The 21,062-nt window shown below is 67.7% G+C and carries 16 protein-coding genes; 8 read left to right on the top strand and 8 right to left on the bottom strand.

Features of this window, described 5'->3' with window-relative positions; genetic code table 11:
- Window positions 1–3,897 (bottom strand): phosphoribosylformylglycinamidine synthase, encoded by a 3,897-nt coding sequence (purL, locus tag HMPREF2914_RS08235; RefSeq protein ID WP_003137917.1) that lies wholly within the window; start codon window positions 3,895–3,897, stop codon window positions 1–3.
- A 286-nt stretch (window positions 3,898–4,183) separates the two neighbouring features.
- Between purL and mltF the strand changes: the two genes are divergently transcribed.
- A complete protein-coding gene (gene mltF / locus HMPREF2914_RS08230; RefSeq protein ID WP_003104806.1) occupies window positions 4,184–5,656 on the top strand; it encodes a membrane-bound lytic murein transglycosylase MltF in 1,473 nt (490 codons plus the stop codon).
- Window positions 5,657–5,669: 13 nt separating this feature from the next.
- On the opposite strand, the gene HMPREF2914_RS08225 is transcribed toward mltF, so the two are convergent.
- Window positions 5,670–6,254 carry a DUF2239 family protein gene (locus tag HMPREF2914_RS08225; RefSeq protein ID WP_023092548.1) on the bottom strand — a complete coding sequence of 195 codons (585 nt, stop codon included), beginning with the start codon at window positions 6,252–6,254 and terminating at the stop codon, window positions 5,670–5,672.
- A 125-nt stretch (window positions 6,255–6,379) separates the two neighbouring features.
- The gene (locus HMPREF2914_RS08220; protein ID WP_003092694.1) at window positions 6,380–7,636 is read right to left on the bottom strand and encodes an aromatic amino acid transport family protein; all 1,257 of its coding nucleotides are present in this window, start codon (window positions 7,634–7,636) and stop codon (window positions 6,380–6,382) included.
- Between the two features lie 62 nt (window positions 7,637–7,698).
- Here HMPREF2914_RS08220 and HMPREF2914_RS31350 point away from each other — a divergent pair, with 62 nt between their 5' ends.
- A complete protein-coding gene (locus HMPREF2914_RS31350) occupies window positions 7,699–7,938 on the top strand; it encodes a hypothetical protein (RefSeq protein WP_152959661.1) in 240 nt (79 codons plus the stop codon).
- Between the two features lie 86 nt (window positions 7,939–8,024).
- Here the strand turns inward: HMPREF2914_RS31350 and tadA are convergent, their stop codons facing one another.
- From tadA to guaB, 4 genes are all read right to left on the bottom strand, one after another.
- Window positions 8,025–8,573 (bottom strand): tRNA adenosine(34) deaminase TadA, encoded by a 549-nt coding sequence (gene tadA / locus HMPREF2914_RS08215; protein ID WP_003092697.1) that lies wholly within the window; start codon window positions 8,571–8,573, stop codon window positions 8,025–8,027.
- Window positions 8,564–9,955 (bottom strand): multicopper oxidase family protein, encoded by a 1,392-nt coding sequence (locus HMPREF2914_RS08210; RefSeq protein ID WP_003137910.1) that lies wholly within the window; start codon window positions 9,953–9,955, stop codon window positions 8,564–8,566. The genes tadA and HMPREF2914_RS08210 overlap by 10 nt, the downstream gene beginning before the upstream one ends.
- Before the next feature lie 162 nt (window positions 9,956–10,117).
- On the bottom strand, window positions 10,118–11,695 hold the full coding sequence (gene guaA, locus HMPREF2914_RS08205; protein ID WP_003105901.1) for a glutamine-hydrolyzing GMP synthase: 1,578 nt from the start codon (window positions 11,693–11,695) through the stop codon (window positions 10,118–10,120).
- A 79-nt stretch (window positions 11,696–11,774) separates the two neighbouring features.
- A complete protein-coding gene (gene guaB / locus HMPREF2914_RS08200; RefSeq protein ID WP_023092547.1) occupies window positions 11,775–13,244 on the bottom strand; it encodes an IMP dehydrogenase in 1,470 nt (489 codons plus the stop codon).
- A gap of 263 nt (window positions 13,245–13,507) precedes the next feature.
- On the opposite strand from guaB, the gene HMPREF2914_RS08195 reads away from it, so the two are divergent.
- The 4 genes from HMPREF2914_RS08195 (at window position 13,508) to HMPREF2914_RS08180 (ending at window position 17,858) form a co-directional block, all read left to right on the top strand.
- Window positions 13,508–14,485: a helix-turn-helix transcriptional regulator gene (locus HMPREF2914_RS08195; RefSeq protein WP_003119304.1), complete on the top strand. Its 978-nt coding sequence runs from the start codon at window positions 13,508–13,510 to the stop codon at window positions 14,483–14,485.
- 134 nt (window positions 14,486–14,619) lie between these two features.
- On the top strand, window positions 14,620–15,516 hold the full coding sequence (locus HMPREF2914_RS08190; protein ID WP_009313478.1) for a transporter: 897 nt from the start codon (window positions 14,620–14,622) through the stop codon (window positions 15,514–15,516).
- A 12-nt stretch (window positions 15,517–15,528) separates the two neighbouring features.
- The gene (locus tag HMPREF2914_RS08185; protein WP_023092546.1) at window positions 15,529–16,686 is read left to right on the top strand and encodes an MFS transporter; all 1,158 of its coding nucleotides are present in this window, start codon (window positions 15,529–15,531) and stop codon (window positions 16,684–16,686) included.
- 29 nt (window positions 16,687–16,715) lie between these two features.
- Entirely contained in the window at window positions 16,716–17,858 is a 1,143-nt protein-coding gene (locus HMPREF2914_RS08180; protein WP_023092545.1) for a class II histone deacetylase, read from the top strand.
- On the opposite strand, the gene HMPREF2914_RS08175 is transcribed toward HMPREF2914_RS08180, so the two are convergent.
- Window positions 17,843–18,625: a sulfite exporter TauE/SafE family protein gene (locus HMPREF2914_RS08175; protein WP_003129803.1), complete on the bottom strand. Its 783-nt coding sequence runs from the start codon at window positions 18,623–18,625 to the stop codon at window positions 17,843–17,845. The two genes, HMPREF2914_RS08180 and HMPREF2914_RS08175, sit on opposite strands and share 16 nt — an antisense overlap.
- A 107-nt stretch (window positions 18,626–18,732) precedes the next feature.
- Here HMPREF2914_RS08175 and HMPREF2914_RS08170 point away from each other — a divergent pair, with 107 nt between their 5' ends.
- On the top strand, window positions 18,733–19,641 hold the full coding sequence (locus HMPREF2914_RS08170) for a LysR family transcriptional regulator (RefSeq protein WP_023092544.1): 909 nt from the start codon (window positions 18,733–18,735) through the stop codon (window positions 19,639–19,641).
- A 36-nt stretch (window positions 19,642–19,677) separates the two neighbouring features.
- Window positions 19,678–21,057, top strand: coding sequence for an exodeoxyribonuclease VII large subunit (xseA, locus tag HMPREF2914_RS08165; RefSeq protein WP_003113813.1), 1,380 nt, complete (start codon window positions 19,678–19,680; stop codon window positions 21,055–21,057).
- The last annotated feature ends 5 nt before the right edge of the window (window positions 21,058–21,062 follow it).

Genomic DNA, 21,062 nt, shown 5'->3' with positions numbered 1-21,062 from the left:
TCAGTCCACCCAGACCCGGGCGTTGCGGAACATGCGCAGCCAGCCGCCGTCTTCCTGCCAGTCGTCCGGGCGCCAGGAATTCTGCACGGCGCGGAACACCCGCTCGGGGTGCGGCATCATGATGGTGACCCGACCGTCGCGGCTGCTCAGCCCGGTGATGCCGCGCGGCGACCCGTTGGGGTTGGCCGGGTAGGCTTCGGTGACCTTGCCGTGGTTGTCGACGAAACGCAGCGACACGCAGCCGGAAAGGTCGGCCTCGAGCAACGCTTCCTCCGACTCGAACTCCGCATGGCCTTCGCCATGGGCGATGGCGATCGGCAGGCGCGAACCGGCCATGCCCTGCAGGAAGATCGACGACGACTCCTGCACCTGGACCATCGCCACCCGCGCCTCGAACTGCTCGGAACGGTTGCGCACGAAGTGCGGCCAGAACTCGGTGCCGGGAATCAGCTCGTGCAGGTTGGACATCATCTGGCAGCCGTTGCAGACGCCGAGGGCGAAGCTGTCCTTGCGCGCGAAGAAGGCCTGGAAGCCGTCGCGGGCGCGGGCGTTGAAGAGGATCGACTTGGCCCAGCCCTCGCCGGCGCCGAGCACGTCGCCGTAGGAGAAGCCACCGCAGGCCACCAGGCCCTTGAAGGCGTCCAGGTCGACCCGCCCGGCGAGGATGTCGCTCATGTGCACGTCGATCGCGGCGAAGCCGGCGCGGTCGAACGCCGCGGCCATCTCCACCTGGCCGTTGACGCCCTGCTCGCGGAGGATCGCCACTTTCGGCCGCACGCCCTTCTTGATGTAGGGCGCGGCGATGTCGTCGTTGACGTCGTAGCTGAGCTTGATCGACAGCCCGGGGTTGTCTTCGTCCAGCAGCGCGTCGAACTCCTGTTCGGCGCAGTCGGCGTTGTCGCGCAGACGCTGGATCTGGTAGCTGGTCTCGCTCCAGATGCGTTGCAGGATGCGGCGCTGGGCGCTGTAGACGGTCTCGCCGTTGTAGTTCAGGTTGATCTCGTAGCCGTTGACCGGCTGGCCGATCACCGCCACGCAGTCGTCGAGACCGGCGGCGCTGAACTGCGCGAGGACTTCCGGAGTGGCGCCCTCGCGAACCTGGATCACCGCGCCCAGTTCCTCGCTGAACAACACGGCCGCCAGCTCTTCGCGGCTATCGGCCAGGGCATCGAGGTTCAGCTCGACGCCGCAGTGACCGGCGAAGGCCATCTCCAGCACGCTGGTGATCAGGCCGCCGTCGGAACGGTCGTGGTAGGCGAGGATATGGCCGTCGGCATTGAGCCCCTGGATCACCGCGAAGAAGGCTTTCAGGTCCTCGGCGTCGTCGACGTCCGGCACGGCGCGGCCGAGCTTGCCGTGGACCTGGGCCAGGATCGAGCCGCCGAGACGGTTCTTGCCGCGGCCGAGATCGATCAGGATCAGGTCGGTCTCGCCCTTGTCCAGGCGCAGTTGCGGGGTCAGGCTCTGGCGCACGTCGGCGACCGGAGCGAAGCCGGTGACGATCAGCGAGACCGGAGAAGTGACGCTCTTGTCCTCGCCATTGTCCTGCCAGCGGGTCTTCATGGACATCGAGTCCTTGCCCACCGGGATGGTGATGCCCAGTTCCGGGCACAGTTCCATGCCCACGGCCTTGACCGTGTCATACAGGCGCGCGTCCTCGCCGGGGTGGCCGGCGGCGGCCATCCAGTTGGCGGAAAGCTTGATGTCGGACAGCTTGCCGATACGCGCGGCAGCCAGGTTGGTGACCGTCTCGCCGATGGCCATGCGTCCGGAAGCCGGGGCGTCCAGCAGCGCCAGCGGGGTACGTTCGCCCATCGCCATGGCCTCGCCGGTGTAGACGTCGAAGCTGGTGGCGGTGACGGCGCAGTCGGCCACCGGCACCTGCCAGGGCCCGACCATCTGGTCGCGGGCCACCAGCCCGGTGATGGTGCGGTCGCCGATGGTGATCAGGAAGCTCTTGCTGGCCACGGCGGGATGGCGCAGGACGCGCTCGACGCTTTCCTGCAGCTCCAGCCCGGCGGCGTCGAAATCGTCGCCCAGCTCGGCCTCGCGGGTGACCGCGCGGTGCATGCGCGGCGCCTTGCCGAGCAGGACTTCCAGCGGCATGTCCACCGGCTTGTTGTCGAAATGGCTGTCGGCGACGGTCAGCTGGCGCTGCTCGATGGCCTCGCCGACCACCGCGAACGGGCAGCGCTCGCGCTCGCAGATGGCCTTGAAGGTCTCGAAGTCGGCGGCGTCCACCGACAGCACGTAGCGCTCCTGCGACTCGTTGCACCAGATTTCCAGCGGGCTCATGCCCGGCTCGTCGTTGGGCACTGCGCGCAGCTCGAAGCGACCGCCGCGGCCGCCGTCGTTGATCAGTTCCGGCAGGGCGTTGGACAGGCCGCCGGCACCGACGTCATGGATGAAGCTGATCGGGTTGCGCTCGCCGAGCTGCCAGCAGCGGTCGATCACTTCCTGGCAACGTCGCTCCATTTCCGGGTTGTCGCGCTGCACCGAGGCGAAGTCGAGGTCGGCGGAGCTGGCGCCGGTGGCCATCGAAGAGGCAGCGCCGCCGCCCAGGCCGATCAGCATGGCCGGGCCGCCAAGGACGATGAGCTTGGCGCCGACGCTGATCTCGCCCTTCTGCACGTGTTCGTCGCGAATGTTGCCCATGCCGCCGGCGAGCATGATCGGCTTGTGGTAGCCGCGCACTTCCTCGCCGTGAGGGGTAGCGATCTTCTGCTCGAAGGTACGGAAGTAGCCGGTCAGCGCCGGACGGCCGAACTCGTTGTTGAACGCGGCGCCGCCCAGCGGGCCCTCGACCATGATGTCCAGCGCGGTGACGATGCGCTCGGGCTTGCCGTAGGGCACTTCCCAGGGCTGCTCGAAACCGGGGATCTGCAGGTTGGACACGGTGAAGCCGGTCAGGCCGGCCTTCGGCTTGGCGCCGCGGCCGGTGGCGCCCTCGTCGCGGATCTCGCCGCCGGAACCGGTGGAGGCACCGGGGAACGGCGCGATGGCGGTCGGGTGGTTATGGGTCTCCACCTTCATCAGGATCTGCACCGGCTCGCGGCTGGCGGCGTATTCGCGGGTCTGCGGATCGGGGAAGAAACGCCCGGCGACATGGCCGACGATGACCGCGGCGTTGTCCTTGTATGCGGACAGCACGCCTTCACGGTTCATCTCGTAGGTGTTCTTGATCATGCCGAACAGGCTCTTGTCCTGGGCCTGCCCGTCGATGTCCCAACTGGCATTGAAGATCTTGTGCCGGCAATGCTCGGAGTTGGCCTGGGCGAACATCATCAGCTCGACGTCGTGCGGGTTGCGCCCCAGTTCGCCGAAGCTCTTCAGCAGGTAGTCGATCTCGTCCTCGGCCAGGGCCAGGCCCAGCTCGACGTTGGCCTTCTCCAGCGCGGCGCGACCGCCGCCAAGCACGTCGACGGCGGTGAGCGGGCGGGGCTGCGCATGGCTGAACAGCTCGGCGGCGCCTTCCAGGCGGTCCAGCACCAGTTGGGTCATGCGGTCATGCAGGCGGGCGGCGACCTGCTGGGCATCGCTCTCGGACAGTTCGCCCTGCACATAGTAGGCAATGCCGCGCTCCAGCCGGTCGATCTTCGCCAGGCCGCAGTTGCGGGCGATGTCGGAGGCCTTGCTCGACCACGGCGAGATGGTGCCGAAGCGCGGCACCACCAGGAACAGCCGGCCGCTGGGCTCCTGCACCGGCACGCTCGGGCCGTATTTCAGCAGCCGCGCCAGCACCTGCTCCTCGTCGGCGGTGAGCGCGCCGGTGACGTCGGCGAAATGCGCGAACTCAGCGTACAGCCCGGTAACGGCAGGTACGTGCTGGGTCAGTTGCTCGAGCAGTTTGCCGTGGCGGAAAGCGGAAAGGGCGGGAGCGCCGCGCAGGATCAGCATTGTCGGAACAGCCTCTGGAGACGGGAAGGTGTGGGGGCCGGCCGGGCCGGCCCGCAGAGGCCGTGCATTCTACCGTAAAGCACCGTCCGGCGGCACCCGCGCCGATGGCTATCGCATAGCCCTCCATCGGATCCGCGGCGGCCCGCTTCGAAGCACTTCGAGAACGGCGCCGCAGCGCTCTGCGACGGGGCAAGCGAAACGGCGGACGAACGGTATCCCGGCGATAGCAGAGAAGGTCCCGGCTGTCGAGATATGGCGCCGTCTCGCCTTTGCGTATACTGCGCCGATGTTTGCCCTGACCGCGTACCGCTTACGTTGCGCCGCCTGGCTGTTGGCGACCGGCATCTTTCTGCTGCTTGCGGGCTGTAGCGAGGCGAAAGCCCCTACCGCCCTGGAGCGCGTGCAGAAGGAGGGCGTACTGCGCGTGATCACCCGCAACAGCCCGGCCACCTACTTCCAGGACCGCAACGGCGAAACCGGCTTCGAATACGAACTGGCCAAGCGCTTCGCCGAGCGTCTCGGCGTCGAGCTGAAGATCGAGACCGCCGACAACCTCGACGACCTCTATGCCCAGCTTTCCCGCGAGGGCGGCCCGGCGCTCGCCGCGGCCGGCCTGACCCCGGGACGCGAAGACGACGCCAGCGTGCGCTACTCGCACACCTACCTCGACGTCACCCCGCAGATAATCTACCGCAACGGCCAGCAGCGCCCGACCCGCCCGGAAGACCTGGTCGGCAAGCGCATCATGGTGCTCAAGGGCAGCAGCCACGCGGAGCAGCTCGCCGAGCTGAAGAAGCAGTATCCCGAACTGAAGTACGAAGAATCCGATGCTGTCGAAGTGGTCGACCTGTTGCGCATGGTCGACGTCGGCGACATCGACCTGACCCTGGTCGACTCCAACGAACTGGCGATGAACCAGGTGTACTTCCCCAACGTTCGCGTCGCCTTCGACTTCGGCGAAGCCCGCGGGCTGGCCTGGGCCTTGCCGGGCGGCGACGACGACAGCCTGATGAACGAGGTCAACGCATTCCTCGACCAGGCCAAGAAGGAAGGCCTGCTGCAACGCCTGAAGGACCGTTACTACGGGCATGTCGACGTACTCGGCTACGTCGGCGCCTACACCTTCGCCCAGCACCTGCAGCAACGCCTGCCGCGCTACGAAAGCCACTTCAAGCAGAGCGGCAAGCAGCTGGATACCGACTGGCGCCTGCTCGCCGCCATCGGCTACCAGGAATCGCTGTGGCAGCCCGGCGCCACCTCCAAGACCGGCGTGCGCGGCCTGATGATGCTGACCAACCGGACCGCCCAGGCGATGGGGGTGTCCAACCGGCTCGACCCGAAGCAGAGCATCCAGGGCGGCAGCAAGTATTTCGTGCAGATCCGCAGCGAACTGCCCGAGAGCATCAAGGAACCGGACCGCAGCTGGTTCGCCCTGGCCGCCTACAACATCGGCGGCGCGCACCTGGAAGACGCGCGCAAGATGGCCGAGAAGGAAGGCCTCAACCCGAACAAGTGGCTGGACGTGAAGAAGATGCTGCCGCGCCTGGCGCAGAAGCAGTGGTACGCCAAGACCCGCTACGGCTATGCGCGCGGCGGCGAGACCGTGCACTTCGTACAGAACGTGCGGCGCTACTACGACATCCTCACCTGGGTGACCCAGCCGCAGATGGAAGGCAGCCAGATCGCCGAGAGCGGGTTGCACCTGCCCGGCGTGAACAAGACGCGCCCGGAAGAAGACAGCGGCGACGAGAAACTCTAGCCGCCCCCTCCCCTCAGGATTCTCCGTCGCTTGCCAGCCAGGCGGCGTGCTCGCGCACATCGGTCGGCCAGCCGGCGATCCGCTCGGCGAAGCCCTCGCGATCCCCGGCGAACAGCGCCCGCGTCGCCTCCTCGAAGCCCGGCAGGTCGCCGGCCATCGCACTCATGAAATGGTAGGCGCGCTCCTGCGCCTGCCGCGCACGCCCGGACTGGCTGCGGCGCGCCTCCTCGACCAGCTTGCGCAGCGCCACCGAGGCGCCCCCGGGCTGCGCGGCGAGCCATTCCCAGTGGCGCGGCAACAAGGTCACCTCGCGCGCCACCACGCCCAGCTTCGGCCGCCCGCGCCCGCGCGGCGCGGCCTCCTCCGCCGGTTGCCGCTCGCCTGCGCCGACCAGGCGCGCCAGCAGGTCCTCGCTGGAACCGCGGATATCGAGATCGACGGAGCGCCCAGTGGCATTGTCGAACACCAGCAGCGGCCCGGCAGCACCGCCGGCGACCGCTTGCTTCAAGGCCAGCGCAACCTCCGGCAGCGCCGCCGTCAGCAGCCGGCGCGTGCCATCGAAGCAGGTGAAGGATCGGATGTATGGATCATTGGCCATGACAGGCTCCCATGGATGGAATGCCCGAATAATACCCGGATATAAATAGAGCGACAATATTATCCGGATAAAATAAATCCCATGAAAAAGGCCGCCCAATGGCGGCCTCTTCCGGCAGCGATGACCTACCAGCCGGCCGGCAGCAGGTTCATGGCGCTGCAAATGGCGTAGGCGGCGCTGGCCAGGTAGATCGTCACGATCACCGCCTGGATCGCCGGATGGGCGATCCAGCCGCATTTCCAGGCCGGCTCGAAGTCGCCGTTCCTGCGCGCCGAGCGCAGCATAAGGATCGGCATGATCGAGAGAATCACCCCGCTGAAGGCCCCGGCGAAGTACAGCGCGTTGACGAAGCCGACCAGCCCGCTGTAGGCCAGGACGAACGGCGGCAGCGCGACGATCGCCAGCACCAGCAGGCGGGTCTTCGGCCGGTTCTCCGGACCGAGCTTGTGGAACTTGTCGAAGATGTTGGTCAGGAAGCTACCGCCCAGGCCCCAGTAGGACGTCAGCATGGCGCACAGGGCGAAGGTGTTGGCGGTGAAGAAGGCCCATTCGCCGAGCGCCTTGCCCCAGGCCAGGGTGGCGACTTCGGACTGGTTCTCCAGGCCGGTCAGGGCGATCACCGAGAGCGGCACGATGCTGAGCAGGACGAAGGTGGTCAGCATCCCGGTGATCACCGCCTTCGGCAGGCGCTCCGGAGCGTGGCTGAAACCACGGGCCATCTCCGGGACGATGTACTGGGCGGAGAAGCAGAACACCGCGATGTTGAATACCGGGACCATGTAGATCCAGTCGCCTTCGAGCAGGCGAGCGAACTCGGTGTTGTCGTTGAGCAGGGTGGCCGCCACCAGGATCAGGATCATGCTGACCATGCCGATGCTGATGAACTTCTCGCCCTTGCCGATGGCGCTCAGTCCCAGGTACAGCACGCCGGCGGCCGGAATGAAGAACAGCACGCTGCCCAGGGCCGGGCTGATGCCGAAGAAGGCGCTGAGGATCTTGCCGCTGCCGCTCATATAGGCGATCAGCGCGCCGATGCTGTTGACCGCCACGGACAGGAAGATCGCCCAGGCGCCGAAGGAGCCGACATAGCGCTGGGCAAGGCCGCTCAACTGGTTGTGGGTGCGCGTGCGCAGGGCGGTTTCCGAGACGTAGAGCATGGAAATGGTGGTGAACAGGCCGGCCACCGCCAGCCAGAGCAGCAATGGCATGAAGCCGGCCTTGCGGCTGGCGTAGGCCATGGACAGCACGCCTGCGCCGATGTTGGTTCCGACGATCATCGCCACCGCCTCGAGGAACGTCAGGCGCTTGACCTCCAGTCCCGAGGAATCGACGGCTTCCGCCCCGGCGTGATCCTGATACTGCTGGACCCGGGTATCACTCATGACAACAACTCCCTGCATTTCGAATTGGCATTGTGCGGGAGGCGGCCAGGACCGCCGTACCGATGGCCTTCTTCGAGGACAATGCAGGGCCGGGAATCGCGGACGCCTCCGGACCGGCCGCGCTTTTCGGCTGCGCGGTCCGGCGGGGGTATCCGCAGGCGGGCTCGCTCTCACCTGAAGCCATTGCCTGCGGGCCGCTTGCTCAAGCGGCCGTGCAAAATATCACACAATTCGACGAAGGAAGCGCGCGGCGACTACGACTTTACGCCTATGCCGATCGTCCGAAATATCCGGATAAATAATTGATGCAGATGGCTTTTGAAGGAGAGGAAGGCGCCAGGGCGTGCTTTAACGTTTCAGCCGGAGCGTTCGAAAAGAGAAACATCCGTCAGTCTTCGCGAGGCTTCTTCGCCGCTTCGCGCCGCGCGCGGAAGAACGCCGAGAGCGCCTGGCTGCATTCTTCCGCCAGCACGCCGCCCTCGACCATGACCCTATGGTTGAGATGCTCCTGCTCGAAGAATCGCCCACGGCTTTCCACTGCGCCCGACTTGGGCTCGACCGTGCCGTACACCAGGCGCTGGATGCGTGCGTGCACCAGCAGTCCGGAACACATGCTACAGGGTTCCAGGGTCACATACAGGGTGCTGCCTGGCAGCCGGTAGTTGCCCGCCTCCGCCGCTGCCATGCGGATCGCCAGCATTTCGGCGTGGGCACTGGGGTCGTGGCTGCTGATCGGCCGGTTGAAGCCCCGCCCGATGATCTCGCCCTCGCGCACCAGGACCGCGCCCACCGGCACTTCGCCGAGGGCCGCGGCCTTTTCCGCCTCTGCCAGGGCCTCGCGCATGAAATGCGGGTCCCGGCTGCGATCGATGATCGGACGCACGCCTTTTACCGTCGGGTAGCCCTTGCCGTTGCTGATCAGCTTAGTCACCCGCACCAGGCCTCGCCGACCGCGATGGTCCCCATCAGGCCGGTCTCCATATGGTCGATGACGTGGCAGTGGAACATCCACAGGCCCGGATTGTCCGCCACCAGCGCGACGCGGGCGGTCTCGTTCTTGCCCAGCAGGTAGGTGTCGGTGAAGTACGGGATGATCTCCCGGCGATCCGAATCCAGCACCTTGAAGGCCATCCCATGCAGGTGGATCGGGTGCTGGTACTGCGCCATGTTGCGCAGCTCGAAGATGTAGCTCTGGCCTTCCTTGAGCTTGGCCAGCGGCGGCGCGTTGTGCTTGTGCTCCTCGCCGCCTTCCCAGGCCTTGCCGTTGATCTGCCAGAACGACGGATAGGGATTCTTGCCGCTGGTATCGGACATCGCCCCGACCCACTCGAAACGGAAACCGATCTTCTCGGCATTGGCCAGGTCCGGTTCGCTCACCGGATTCGCCGGCAACGGCTTCGGCCAGTCGCCGGCAGGTGCCTCGGCGCTGGCCACGCTGCGGATCGTCGCCAGGCGTACCGGCCCGTCGCGCAGGGACAGCTCGGTGCCCGCTTCCGGCACCTTCAGCGCCAGCTCCAGGCGCATCCCGGGGCCGATCCAGTACTGCCCCTCGAATCCGCGCGGTTCCACCGGATGGCCATCGATGGCATAGATCCTCGCCTCGCCGTTGGGCAGGTTGAGACGGTAGGTGACGGTGTTGTCGACGTTCAGCAGGCGCACCCGGACGATCTGCCCGGCCGGCAGGTCGATGGTCGGCACATGCTTGCCGTTGATCGTCGAATAGCGCCCGCGGGTGCCTTCTCGCGCGGCCTGGCGCGGCACGCTGAAGGGGGTGAAGGCGCCCTGCTCGTCCACGTGCCAGGTCTTCAGGCAGAGAACCTTCTCGTGGCGGAACCCGGTGGGTTCGCGCTCCTCGATGATCAGCGGGCCGACCAGTCCGCGGCCGAGCTGCTCGCTGCTCATCAGGTGCGGGTGGTACCAGTAGCTGCCGGCGTCCTGGGTCTTGAACTGGTAGATGAAGCTCTCGCCCGGCTGCACCGGCGGCTGGGAAATGTACGGTACGCCGTCCATCTCGATCGGTAGGCGGATGCCGTGCCAGTGGATGGTGGTCGGTTCGTCCAGCCTGTTGGTGAAGCGCACCCGCAGCCACTCGCCCTGCTTCGCCCGCAACTCCACGCCGGGGCACTGGCCGCCATAGGCCAGCGCCGGACTGCTGAAGCCCGGGACGATCTCCAGATCCAGCGGCGCGGCGATCAGTTCGTAGTCGTACTCCTGCGCCACCTGCGGACGCGCCAGCCAGAGGCGCGCGCCGCCGGCGCCGAGGCCGACCACCGCCAGCCCGGCGAGGCCGCCGAGCACTTGTCTACGGGTAAATGTCATGGAGCCTTCACCTTCGCGGGTACTGCGGCTGGGAAATGATAGATTTTCTCATTTCCCAGCCGCGAAGGCGAGCCATCGCTCCGTGCAACTGCCTCTTTGCTGATCCGGAGCAAACGAAAAGGGCAGCCGAAGCTGCCCTTTCCTCTCATCGGCGCGAGCCGATCATTCCCACTCGATAGTCGCCGGTGGCTTGCTCGACACGTCGTAGGTGACCCGGGAGATACCGGCGATCTCGTTGATGATGCGGTTCGAGACCTTCTCCAGCAGTTCATAGGGCAGGTGCGCCCAGCGCGCGGTCATGAAGTCGATGGTCTCCACCGCGCGCAGGGCGACGACCCAGGCGTAGCGACGGCCGTCGCCGACCACGCCGACCGATTTCACTGGCTGGAACACCACGAACGCCTGGCTGGTCTTGTGGTACCAGTCGAAGGCGCGCAGTTCCTCGATGAAGATGTGGTCGGCCTGGCGCAGCAGGTCGGCGTACTCCTTCTTCACCTCGCCGAGGATGCGCACGCCCAGGCCCGGGCCGGGGAACGGGTGGCGGTAGACCATGTCGTAGGGCAGGCCCAGCTCCAGGCCGATCTTGCGCACTTCGTCCTTGAACAGTTCGCGCAGCGGCTCGACCAGTTCGAACTGCATGTCCTCCGGCAGGCCGCCGACGTTGTGGTGCGACTTGATCACGTGGGCCTTGCCGGTCTTGGCGCCGGCCGACTCGATCACGTCGGGGTAGATGGTGCCCTGGGCGAGGAACTTCACGTCCTGCAGCTTGGTGGCTTCTTCGTCGAAAACTTCGATGAAGGTGCGGCCGATGATCTTGCGCTTCTCTTCCGGGTCGGCGACGCCGGCCAGGCGGCCGAGGAACTTGTCCTCGGCGTTGGCGCGGATCACCTTCACGCCCATGTTCTCGGCGAACATGGCCATCACCTGGTCGCCTTCGTGCAGGCGCAGCAGGCCGTTGTCGACGAACACGCAGGTCAGTTGGTCGCCGATGGCCTTGTGCAGCAGCGCGGCGACCACCGAGGAGTCCACGCCGCCGGAGAGGCCGAGCAGGACCTTGGAGGAACCGACCTGGGCGCGCACGGTGGCGATGGCGTCGTCGACGATGTTCGAGGGGGTCCACAGCGCGGCGCAACCGCAGATGTCGAGGACGAAGCGCGAGAGAATGCGCAGGCCCTGCTTGGTGTGGGTGACTTCCGGGTGGAATTGCACGCCGTAGTAGGCGCGGGCATCGTCGGCCATGGCGGCGATCGGGCAGCTCGGGGTGCTGGCCAGGATGTGGAAGCCGGCCGGCATCTCGGTGACCTTGTCGCCGTGGCTCATCCACACGTCGAGGCCGAGCACGCCGTCGTCGTCCACGTGGTCCTCGATGCCGTCCAGCAGGCGCGCCTTGCCGACCACGTCGACGCGGGCGTAGCCGAACTCGCGCAGGTCGGAGCCCTGCACCTTGCCGCCCATCTGCTCGGCCATGGTCTGCATGCCGTAGCAGATGCCGAACAGCGGCACCTTCAGGTCGAACACCGCCTGCGGCGCGCGCGGGCTGTCGGCTTCGTGCACCGACTCGGGACCGCCGGCGAGGATGATGCCGCGCGGCGCGAAGGCGATGATCGCCTCATTGCTCATGTCGAAGGGATGGATTTCGCAATACACGCCGATCTCGCGCACGCGGCGGGCGATCAGCTGGGTGTACTGGGAGCCGAAATCGAGGATCAGGATACGGTGGGCGTGAATGTCTTGGGACATGGCCATCTCTCGCTACGGAATTCGAAAACGACACGGGGCTGAATCGAACAGCCCCGTGCAGCACTCATTTCAATCGGCCTCAACCAACCCGGTAGTTGGGGGCTTCCTTGGTGATCTGGACGTCGTGGACATGGGACTCGGCCATGCCCGCGCCGGTGATCCGGACGAACTGCGGCTGCGTGCGCATCTGCTGGATGTCGGCGCTGCCGGTGTAGCCCATGGCGGCGCGCAGGCCGCCCATCAGCTGGTGGACGATGGCGGACAGGGCACCCTTGTACGGCACGCGACCCTCGATGCCTTCCGGCACCAGCTTCTCGGCGCCGGCGGAGGCGTCCTGGAAGTAGCGGTCGGACGAGCCCTGGGAGCCGGACATGGCGCCCAGCGAACCCATGCCGCGGTAGGACTTGTAGGAACGGCCCTGGAACAGCTCGATCTCGCCCGGCGCTTCCTCGGTACCGGCGAACATCGAGCCCATCATCACGCAGTAGGCGCCGGCGACCATGGCCTTGGCCAGGTCGCCGGAGAAGCGGATGCCGCCGTCGGCGATCAGCGGTACGCCGGAGCCTTCGAGAGCGGCGGCGACGTTGGCGATGGCGGAGATCTGCGGCACGCCGACACCGGCGACGATGCGGGTGGTGCAGATCGAGCCCGGGCCGATGCCGACCTTGACCGCGTCGGCGCCAGCCTCGGCGAGGGCCTTGGCGGCCTCGGCGGTGGCGATGTTGCCGCCGATCACCTGGACGTCCGGGAAGGTCTGCTTGACCCAGCGCACGCGCTCGATCACGCCCTTGGAGTGGCCGTGGGCGGTGTCCACCACCACCACGTCGACCCCGGCGGCGACCAGCGCGGCGACGCGCTCGCCGGTATCGGCGCCGGTGCCGACGGCGGCACCGACGCGCAGGCGGCCCTGCTCGTCCTTGGACGCCAGCGGGTAGGTCTTGGCCTTCTCGATGTCACGGAAGGTCACCAGGCCACGCAGGTAGAAGTTCTCGTCGACTACCAGCATCTTCTCGATGCGGTTCTCGTAGAGCTTGGCCTTCATCTCTTCCAGCGGGGTGCCTTCGCGGGCGGTGACCAGCTTGTCCTTCGGGGTCATGATCGCGGCGACGGTATCGCCGGCGTTCGGCTTCACCCGCAGGTCGCGACCGGTGACGATACCGACCAGCTCGCCCTGCTCCACCACCGGGAAACCGGAGAAGCCGTACTCGCGGGCCATCTGCAGCAGTTCGATGATCTTGGTCGAGGGGGTCACGGTGACCGGGTCGCGGACGATGGCCGTTTCGTGCTTCTTGACCTTGCGGACTTCCGCGGCCTGCTGCTCGATGCCCATGTTCTTGTGGATGATGCCGATGCCGCCTTCCTGGGCCATGGCGATGGCCAGGCGGGCTTCGGTCACGGTATCCATCGCGGCGGATACCAGCGGGATGTTCAGTTCGATGCCGCGGGTCAGGCGAGTTTTCAAACTCACGTCCTTGGGCAGGACTTCGGAATAACCGGGGATCAGAAGGACGTCGTCGAAAGTCAGGGCTTCTTGACTGATTCGCAGCATGGCGGGCGCTCCCAGACGGGAAAAATGGAAGCGCGACATTATACCCAGCCACGCGCTTCCGCTCAACGCAGTTGATCGCCGAAAACGGCGAATGGGCAAATATCTTGCAAGGCGCCCGCCAGGCCCCGTTCCGCCTGTCCTATCCCGCATTTGCAGGATGGCAGCGCGGCGGCGGATGGCCGGATACTGCGTACGTCACCCAGCGACCGCCCAGGCGGCGGGACGCCGATTCCAAGAACTATAAAAGTGGGACGGGGGAGAGAATGAAAGGGAGCACTGACCCGCATTCGTCATCCGCAGCCTTGCTCGCGGCGTTCGGCGCCGCCGTGCTGGACATCAACCGGCTGGCGCGCGACAAGACCCTGGAGCGTTTCCATCGCACCGCGCTGGAACGTCTGCAGCAACTGGTGCCGTTCCAGCGTGCCTGGTGGGGCCGCGCGGCGCTGATCGACGGCGTGCCGGTGGAGCACAGCGCACACCTGTTCAACCTCGAAGAGCACTATGTCGAGGACTGGAAATCGATCAGTCACGACGACATCACCGTCGGACTGGTACACGCCCGCCCGGGCACCGCCGTGGCCGTCGACATGCAGGCCACCGCCGGGCTGCGCTGGCTTGGCGCACGTCACGACATCGGTGAGTTGCTCTGCGTGATCCACGTCGATCCGATCACCCGCCTCAGCGACCATGTCGCCCTCTATCGCACGCCTGGCGGCCCGCCCTTCGCGGACCAGGAGAAGCTGCTCCTCGGGCAACTCTCGGCGCACCTGGCCGCGGCCGTCTCGGCCAACCAGATCCGTACCCTGGTGGCCCTGCGCGAATCCCTCGAACGCCAGGCTCTGGCCATGGCGGTATGCGACCGCTACGGCGTGCTGCATTGTGCCGAACGCGGCTTCGTCGACCTGCTGCTCGGCGCCTGGCCGGGCTGGACCGGTCCGCAGTTGCCGGAGGAAACCAGCCCGCAGGGCTATCGCGATGCGCGCCTGGTGATCGACTCGCGGCAGGTCGGCGACCTCTACCTGCTCACCGCGCGACAACCGAGCGCGATCGAACAGTTGAGCAATCGCGAAGGCGACGTCGCCCTGCTGTTCAGCGAAGGCAAGACCTACAAGCAGATCGCCCGCGACCTCGGCCTGGCGCCGAACACCGTGCGCCATCACATACGCACCATCTATTCCAAGCTCGGCGTCAACGACAAGGCGAGCATCGCCCACCTGCTGCACCAGTTCCCGCCTGGCTGACAGCCCTCCACCCCTGCCATCACCGCTTCGACCGCCCCGCCAAGGGCGGCATGGGCGCCCTTTCGCCTGCGAAAAGGCGCAACCACCACCGGCGCGACGAACGCCGGGCACACAACGACCGGGGAGACCGTCACATGACCCACCGCACCGCCTCGATGGCCGTACCGACCGCCAGCGCCCTCGCGCTGCTCGGCATCCAGCTCCTGCTGGGCGCCGAGGCCGGCGCCGCCGACCTCAACGCCCGCGACTTCTTCGGCGCCCCGGCGGGCACCACGCTCGGCGTGCTCTACCTGCCGGCGACCCGCGCCCATGAGTTCCACGGGCCGGCCGATCGCAACGGCAAGGCCGAACTCAAGACCAACGCGGTGGCCTACCGCCAGGTGTTCTTCAGCGACATCTGCGGCACTCTCTGCACGCCGCAGTTCATCATTCCCTTCGTCGACATCGATGCGCGCCTGCCCGGCAGCGCCGGGCATACCGGCGAGACCGGTTTCGGCGATCCCCAGGTCGGCGGCACCCTGTTCTTCATCAACGACCCGGAACGGCGCCGCTACAGCGGCCTGCTGACCCTGATCACCCTGCCGCTGGGCGAGTACCACGCGAAGAACCCCGATGTCTCGCCCGGCGCCAACCGCTGGGGCGCCACCTTCGTCTACAACTACACCCAGGGCATCGGCCGCGACTGGGTGCTGGAAGCCAACCTGGAAGCGCAATTCTACGCGAAGAACGACGACTACTTCGGCAGCGACCTGGAACAGAAACCGCTCTATCGCCTGCAGGCCTTCGCCTCCTACGACTTCAGCCAGAGCACCTACGGCGCCCTCAAGCTGGTGCACGCCGATGGCGGCGAACTGAAGCTGCAGGGCCATACCCTCGACGACACCCACCAGCGCTACACCCAACTCGGCTTCGAGCTAGGCCACTGGCTGGACCGGCGCAACAGCCTGATGTTCGGTCTCTCGCGCAACGTCGCCACCGACAATGCTTTCCATGGCAGCCAGGCCCTGTTGCGCCTGGTCCATGTGTTCTGAGGAGGCGCAGCCATGAGCGCTTCCGACAAGACTCTCGCCAGCGCCTCTCCGGCGTCCGGCAACCTCGCGCTGCTCGCGGCCATCGTGGTGTTCGCCGCGATCACCCCGACCATCCTGATGACCGCCCCCGCCGTCGCCGCGCAACTGGCGGCCCAGTGGCAACTGAGCCCGGCGCGGGTCGGCGACCTGTTCTCGGTGGAGCTGGGCGCCATGAGCCTGGCGACGCTGCCGGCCTTCCATTGGCTGAAACGCGTCGATTGGCGCCACGCGGCGCTGCTCGCCGGCCTGCTGTTCATCGCCGCCAACCTGGCCTCGGCGTTGGCCGGCAGCTACCCGCTGCTGCTCGCCCTGCGTTTCTGCAGCGCCCTCGCCGGCGGCTCGCTGATGATCCTCTGCCTGTCCAGCGCTGCCAGCACCGCCACCCCGAGCCGGGTCTACGGGCTCTGGGTGATGGGCCAACTGGTGGTCGGCGCCGTCGGCCTGGCGCTGCTGCCGGCGCTGTTCGAACGCTTCGGCCTGGCCGCCTGCTACCTGTTGCTGGCCGGCCTGATGGGCCTCGCCCTGCCGTTGTCGCGGGCCTTCCCCAGTGGCAGCCCGCCAGCGGAAGCCCGCGCCAGTACCGGCGCGGTTCACTCGCGACTGCGGGTCGCACTGGGCATCCTCGCCGTGCTCACCTTCTATATCAGCCTCAGCGGTGTCTGGACCTTCATCGGCGCCATCGCCGAAGGCGCAGGGATCGGTGCCGGCGCCAGCGGCGAGGTACTCGCCGTCGCCACCCTGATGGGCATCGCCGGGGCGGCCTGCGCCTCCTTCATCGGCAACCGCCTGCCGCGCGACCTGATGCTGCTCGGCGGCTACCTGGCGATGGCCGCGGCGATCCTCCTGCTGATCGGCCAGCCGCCGCTGGCGCGCTTCGCCCTGGCCGCGCTGCTGTTCAAGTTCACCTGGACCTTCGCCCTGCCGTTCATCCTCGCCTGCCTCGCCGACCTGGACCGCTCCGGCCGCCTGATGAACGCCTCCAACCTGGTCATCGGCGGCGGGCTGGCCATCGGCCCGGCGCTGGCCGGACGACTCATCGAAGGCAGCGGCGGTTTCCTCCCGCTGCTGCCGATCGCCGCCGGCCTGGCCGGCCTCTCGCTGCTGCTGGCCCTGGCCTGCCGGCCACGCTGAAACCCTTTCCCGAACCACGGATACCCGCCATGACCCGACGTACCGCTTTCTTCTTCGACGAACTCTGCCTCTGGCACGCCGCCGGCCCGCACGCGCTGACCCTGCCGGTCGGCGGCTGGGTGCAACCGCCTGCCGCCGCCGGACACGCCGAATCACCGGAAACCAAGCGCCGGCTGAAAAGCCTGCTCGACGTGTCCGGCCTGACCGCCCGCCTGCAACTGCGCAGCGCACCGCCGGCGAGCGACGAGGACCTGCTGCGCGTGCATCCGGCGCACTATCTGGAACGCTTCAAGGCGTTGAGCGACGCCGGCGGCGGCAGCCTCGGCCAGGACGCGCCGATCGGCCCGGGCAGCTACGAGATCGCCCGGCTCTCCGCCGGCCTGACCATCGCCGCGCTGGACGCGGTGCTCGCCGGCGAGGCGGACAACGCCTACTCGCTGTCGCGGCCGCCAGGTCATCACTGCCTGCCGGACCAGGCGATGGGCTTCTGTTTCTTCGCCAACATCGCCGTGGCCATCGAGGCGGCCAAGGCGCGCCACGGCGTCGAGCGGGTCGCGGTGCTGGACTGGGACGTGCACCACGGTAACGGCACCCAGGCGATCTACTACCGGCGCGACGACGTGTTGAGCATTTCCCTGCATCAGGACGGCTGCTTCCCGCCTGGCTACAGCGGCGCCGAAGACATCGGCGAGGATCGCGGTCGTGGCTTCAACCTCAACGTGCCGCTGCTTCCCGGCGGCGGTCACGACGCCTACATGCAGGCCATGCAACGCATCGTGTTGCCAGCGCTGGAGCGCTTCCGCCCGCAATTGATCGTGGTCGCCAGTGGTTTCGACGCCAACGCGGTGGACCCGCTGGCACGCATGCAACTGCACAGCGACAGCTTCCGGGCGATGACCGCGATGGTCCGCGACGCGGCCGAGCGGCATGCCGACGGACGCCTGGTGGTGGTCCACGAAGGCGGCTACTCGGAAGCCTACGTGCCGTTCTGCGGGCTGGCGGTGATCGAAGAACTCAGCGGCGTGCGCAGCGCGGTGCGCGACCCGCTGCGCGACTTCATCGAGTTGCAGCAGCCCAACGCGGCGTTCCGCGACTTCCAGCGCCAGCGCCTCGAAGAACTGGCCGCACAATTCGGCCTGTGCCCGGCGCAACCACTTCAGGCGGCCAGGTAGCGCCCGACCAGCGCCAGGCCGCTGCACAGCACCAGCCAGGTGACCAGGCGGACGAAGGCTTCACGCGACAGACGCAGGGTCACCCGACGGCCGATCCACAGGCCCAGCGCCATGCCCGGCAGCAGGCAGGCGGCGAGCAGCCAGGGCTCGCGCGCGGCATACAGCCCGGCGAGCAGGAACAGCCCCAGGCGGACGAAGGTGCTACAGCCGATCAACGCGCTCTGGGTAGCGCGCATCTGCTCCTTGCTCGCCAGGCGTCCGTTCAGGTACAGCGCATAGAGGAAGCCGCCGCTGCCGAACAACGCGCCGAACAGCCCGCCGAAGACACCGAAGGGCAACGCCCAGGTCGCCCGCCAGCGCGGCTGGCCGCGTGGCTGGAGGAACAGCGCGTAGAGCGCATAGAGACTGACGAACACGCCGAGGGCCAGCATCAGCAGCTCCGCGCGTAGCGCCAGAAGTCCGTACGCCCCGAGCGCACAGCCCAGCAGCATGCAGGGCAGCAGACGCTTGAGTTCAGTGACGGCGATCTGCCGCCGCGCCGGCAGCCAGTTGCCGAACGACGCGCTGAAATCCAGCAGGACCAGCAGCGGAATGATCTGCGACAGCGGCAGCACCCCGGCCAGCAGCGGGCCGGCGACCAGCGCGGTGCCGAAGCCGGCGATGCCGAACACCACATAGGCGAGGACGATGGCCAGTTCGACCAGCAGCCATTGCCATAGGCTGAACGGCAGGGCGGCGAACAGGACTGACGGATCGAGCGAGGACATGGCGACTCCCGGAACGACGACCTGCGCACTCTAGCGAGCGCAACGGCGCGCCAGCCAATACAATCCGAGCCCTGTAGCCATCTCGAAAAGGCATGGGGAATCTTCCGATGATCTCTTTGCGGCAACTCCATTACTTCGTCGAAATCGTCGAGTCCGGCGGCTTCAGCCGTGCCGCCGAACGCCTGTTCGTCGCCCAGTCGGCGCTCAGCCGGCAGGTGCGCGAACTGGAGGACAGCATCGGCACCCCACTGCTCCGCCGCGGTCCGCGCCAGGTCGAGCTGACGCCGGCCGGTCGCGCCTTCCTGCCACGCGCGCAGCGCCTGCTCGGCGACCTGGAGGCCGCCCGGCGCCTGGCTCGCGAGGTCGGCGAAGGCGGCCATGGCCTGCTGCGCCTGGGGCACTCCAGCTCGGTGCCGCTGGTGGACGGCCTGCAAGCGGCGCTGCGCGGCTACCTCGCGGCGCAGAGCGGCGTCCGCCTGGAACTGACCCAGCAATCCTCCGAGCAGCAACTCGCCGATCTCGCCGAAGGACGCCTGGACCTTGGCCTGCTGCGCCTGCCGGTGCTGCGCCAGCATCCCCGGCTGCACCTGCGCGCCCTGTACCGCGAGCCGTTGCTCCTGGCTCTCGCCGCCGACCATCCGCTGGCCCGCCGTGAAGCCCCCGTGGCCCTGGCCGCCCTGGCCGGAGAAACCTTCGTCTCCATTCCCCACCTGCAACGCGGCGGCCTCAGCTATCGCGCCGCCGAACTCTGCCTCGGCGCCGGTTTCTACCCACGCCCGGCGCGCGCGCTGTCGCGCAAGACCAGCCAGTTGCAACTGATCGAGGCCGGCTTCGGCGTCGCCCTGGTGCCCGCCTCGATGCGCGCCATCGCACCGCCCGCCGTGCGCTTCATGTCTCTGGCCGAGGCCGAGGCATACAGCGAGGTGGCGCTGGCCTGGCGACGCGACGATAGCCCCCTGGTGGAAGGCTTCGTCGAATATTTCCTGGAGAATCTGCCGAACGAAGCCAAGGATTGATCGCACATCCCGGTGCGCCGCCTTATCATGCCGCCCATGCGTAACGATCCCTTCCAACGGCTCGGCCTCGATCGCGAGGTGCTGACCGTCAGCCAACTGAACCAGCGCGCCCGCCTGCTGCTGGAAGACGTGTTCCCGCAGGTCTGGGTCGAGGGCGAGCTGTCCAACCTCGCCCGGCCGGCCTCCGGCCATGTCTACTTCACCCTCAAGGACAGCAACGCGCAGATCCGCTGCGCGCTGTTCCGGCAGAACGCCCTGCGCGTACGCCAGGCCTTGCGCGACGGGCTGGCGGTAAAGGTGCGCGGGAAGATCTCGCTGTTCGAGGGACGCGGCGACTACCAGTTGATCGCCGATACCGTCGAGCCGGCCGGCGACGGCGCCCTGCGCCTGGCCTTCGAGGCATTGAAGGAAAAACTCGCCGGCGAAGGCCTGTTCGCCAGCGAACGCAAGCGTCCGCTGCCCGCCCATCCGCGCCGCATCGGTATCGTCAGTTCGCCCAGCGGGGCGGTGATCCGCGACATCATCAGCGTGTTTCGCCGCCGCGCACCGCAGGTCGAGCTGACCCTGGTGCCCACCGCAGTGCAGGGCCGCGAGGCCGTCGCGCAGATCGTCCGCGCGCTGCAACTGGCCGACCGGCAAGGCTTCGACGCGCTGATCCTGGCCCGGGGCGGCGGTTCCCTGGAAGACCTCTGGTGCTTCAACGAAGAAGCGGTGGCGCGCGCCGTGGCGGCCTGCGCCACGCCGATCGTCAGCGCGGTCGGCCACGAGACCGACGTATCGATCAGCGACTTCGTCGCCGACGTGCGCGCCCCGACGCCTTCGGCCGCCGCCGAACTGCTGGCGCCCAACGCCGGCGACCTGCAGCAGCGTCTCGACGGCCTGCGCCGGCGCCTGGTGCTGCGCATGCGCGACCAGTTGCTGCGCGAACGCCTGCGCCTGGAAGGCGTCGCCCGCCGCCTGCGCCATCCCGGCGAACGCCTGCGCCAGCAGGCGCAGCGCCTGGACGACCTGGACATGCGCCTGCGCCGTGCCTTCGAGCGCCAGCTGGCGGTCCGCCACGAACGCCTGGTCCGCCTGGAGACGCGTCTCGCCGCACAGCATCCGGGCCGCACCCTGGCGCTGCTCCGGCAGAAGCTCGACAGCCTCGCCGCGCGCCTGCCGCGCGCCGCCCGCGAGGTACTGAAGGATCGTCGTCAGCGCCTCGAAGGACTGGCGCAGACGCTCAACGTGGTCAGCCCGCTGGCGACCCTGGGCCGCGGCTACAGCATCCTCCTCGACGAGCGTGGCCGGGCGATCCGCGATGCCGGCCAGACCCAGCCGGGACAGCGCCTGAAGGCGCGCCTGGCGGAAGGCGAACTGGAGGTGCGGGTCGAGGACAACCACCGGACGCCGGTGACCCTGTCGCTGCTGGACTGAGCCGC

Source organism: Pseudomonas sp. HMSC067G02 (assembly GCF_001813485.1).
Taxonomy (GTDB): Bacteria; Pseudomonadota; Gammaproteobacteria; order Pseudomonadales; family Pseudomonadaceae; genus Pseudomonas; species Pseudomonas aeruginosa.
This window is presented reverse-complemented; position numbering and strand designations above follow the sequence as displayed.

Excerpts from the sequence above, each read along its gene's own strand:
- purL (WP_003137917.1), bottom strand. The coding sequence starts at position 3,897 with ATGCTGATCCTGCGCGGCGCTCCCGCCCTTTCCGCTTTCCGCCACGGC.
- mltF (WP_003104806.1), top strand. The coding sequence starts at position 4,184 with ATGTTTGCCCTGACCGCGTACCGCTTACGTTGCGCCGCCTGGCTGTTG.
- HMPREF2914_RS08225 (WP_023092548.1), bottom strand. The coding sequence starts at position 6,254 with ATGGCCAATGATCCATACATCCGATCCTTCACCTGCTTCGATGGCACG.
- HMPREF2914_RS08220 (WP_003092694.1), bottom strand. The coding sequence starts at position 7,636 with ATGAGTGATACCCGGGTCCAGCAGTATCAGGATCACGCCGGGGCGGAA.
- HMPREF2914_RS31350 (WP_152959661.1), top strand. The coding sequence starts at position 7,699 with ATGGCCTTCTTCGAGGACAATGCAGGGCCGGGAATCGCGGACGCCTCC.
- HMPREF2914_RS08210 (WP_003137910.1), bottom strand. The coding sequence starts at position 9,955 with ATGACATTTACCCGTAGACAAGTGCTCGGCGGCCTCGCCGGGCTGGCG.
- guaA (WP_003105901.1), bottom strand. The coding sequence starts at position 11,695 with ATGTCCCAAGACATTCACGCCCACCGTATCCTGATCCTCGATTTCGGC.
- guaB (WP_023092547.1), bottom strand. The coding sequence starts at position 13,244 with ATGCTGCGAATCAGTCAAGAAGCCCTGACTTTCGACGACGTCCTTCTG.
- HMPREF2914_RS08195 (WP_003119304.1), top strand. The coding sequence starts at position 13,508 with ATGAAAGGGAGCACTGACCCGCATTCGTCATCCGCAGCCTTGCTCGCG.
- HMPREF2914_RS08190 (WP_009313478.1), top strand. The coding sequence starts at position 14,620 with ATGACCCACCGCACCGCCTCGATGGCCGTACCGACCGCCAGCGCCCTC.
- HMPREF2914_RS08185 (WP_023092546.1), top strand. The coding sequence starts at position 15,529 with ATGAGCGCTTCCGACAAGACTCTCGCCAGCGCCTCTCCGGCGTCCGGC.
- HMPREF2914_RS08180 (WP_023092545.1), top strand. The coding sequence starts at position 16,716 with ATGACCCGACGTACCGCTTTCTTCTTCGACGAACTCTGCCTCTGGCAC.
- HMPREF2914_RS08175 (WP_003129803.1), bottom strand. The coding sequence starts at position 18,625 with ATGTCCTCGCTCGATCCGTCAGTCCTGTTCGCCGCCCTGCCGTTCAGC.
- HMPREF2914_RS08170 (WP_023092544.1), top strand. The coding sequence starts at position 18,733 with ATGATCTCTTTGCGGCAACTCCATTACTTCGTCGAAATCGTCGAGTCC.
- xseA (WP_003113813.1), top strand. The coding sequence starts at position 19,678 with ATGCGTAACGATCCCTTCCAACGGCTCGGCCTCGATCGCGAGGTGCTG.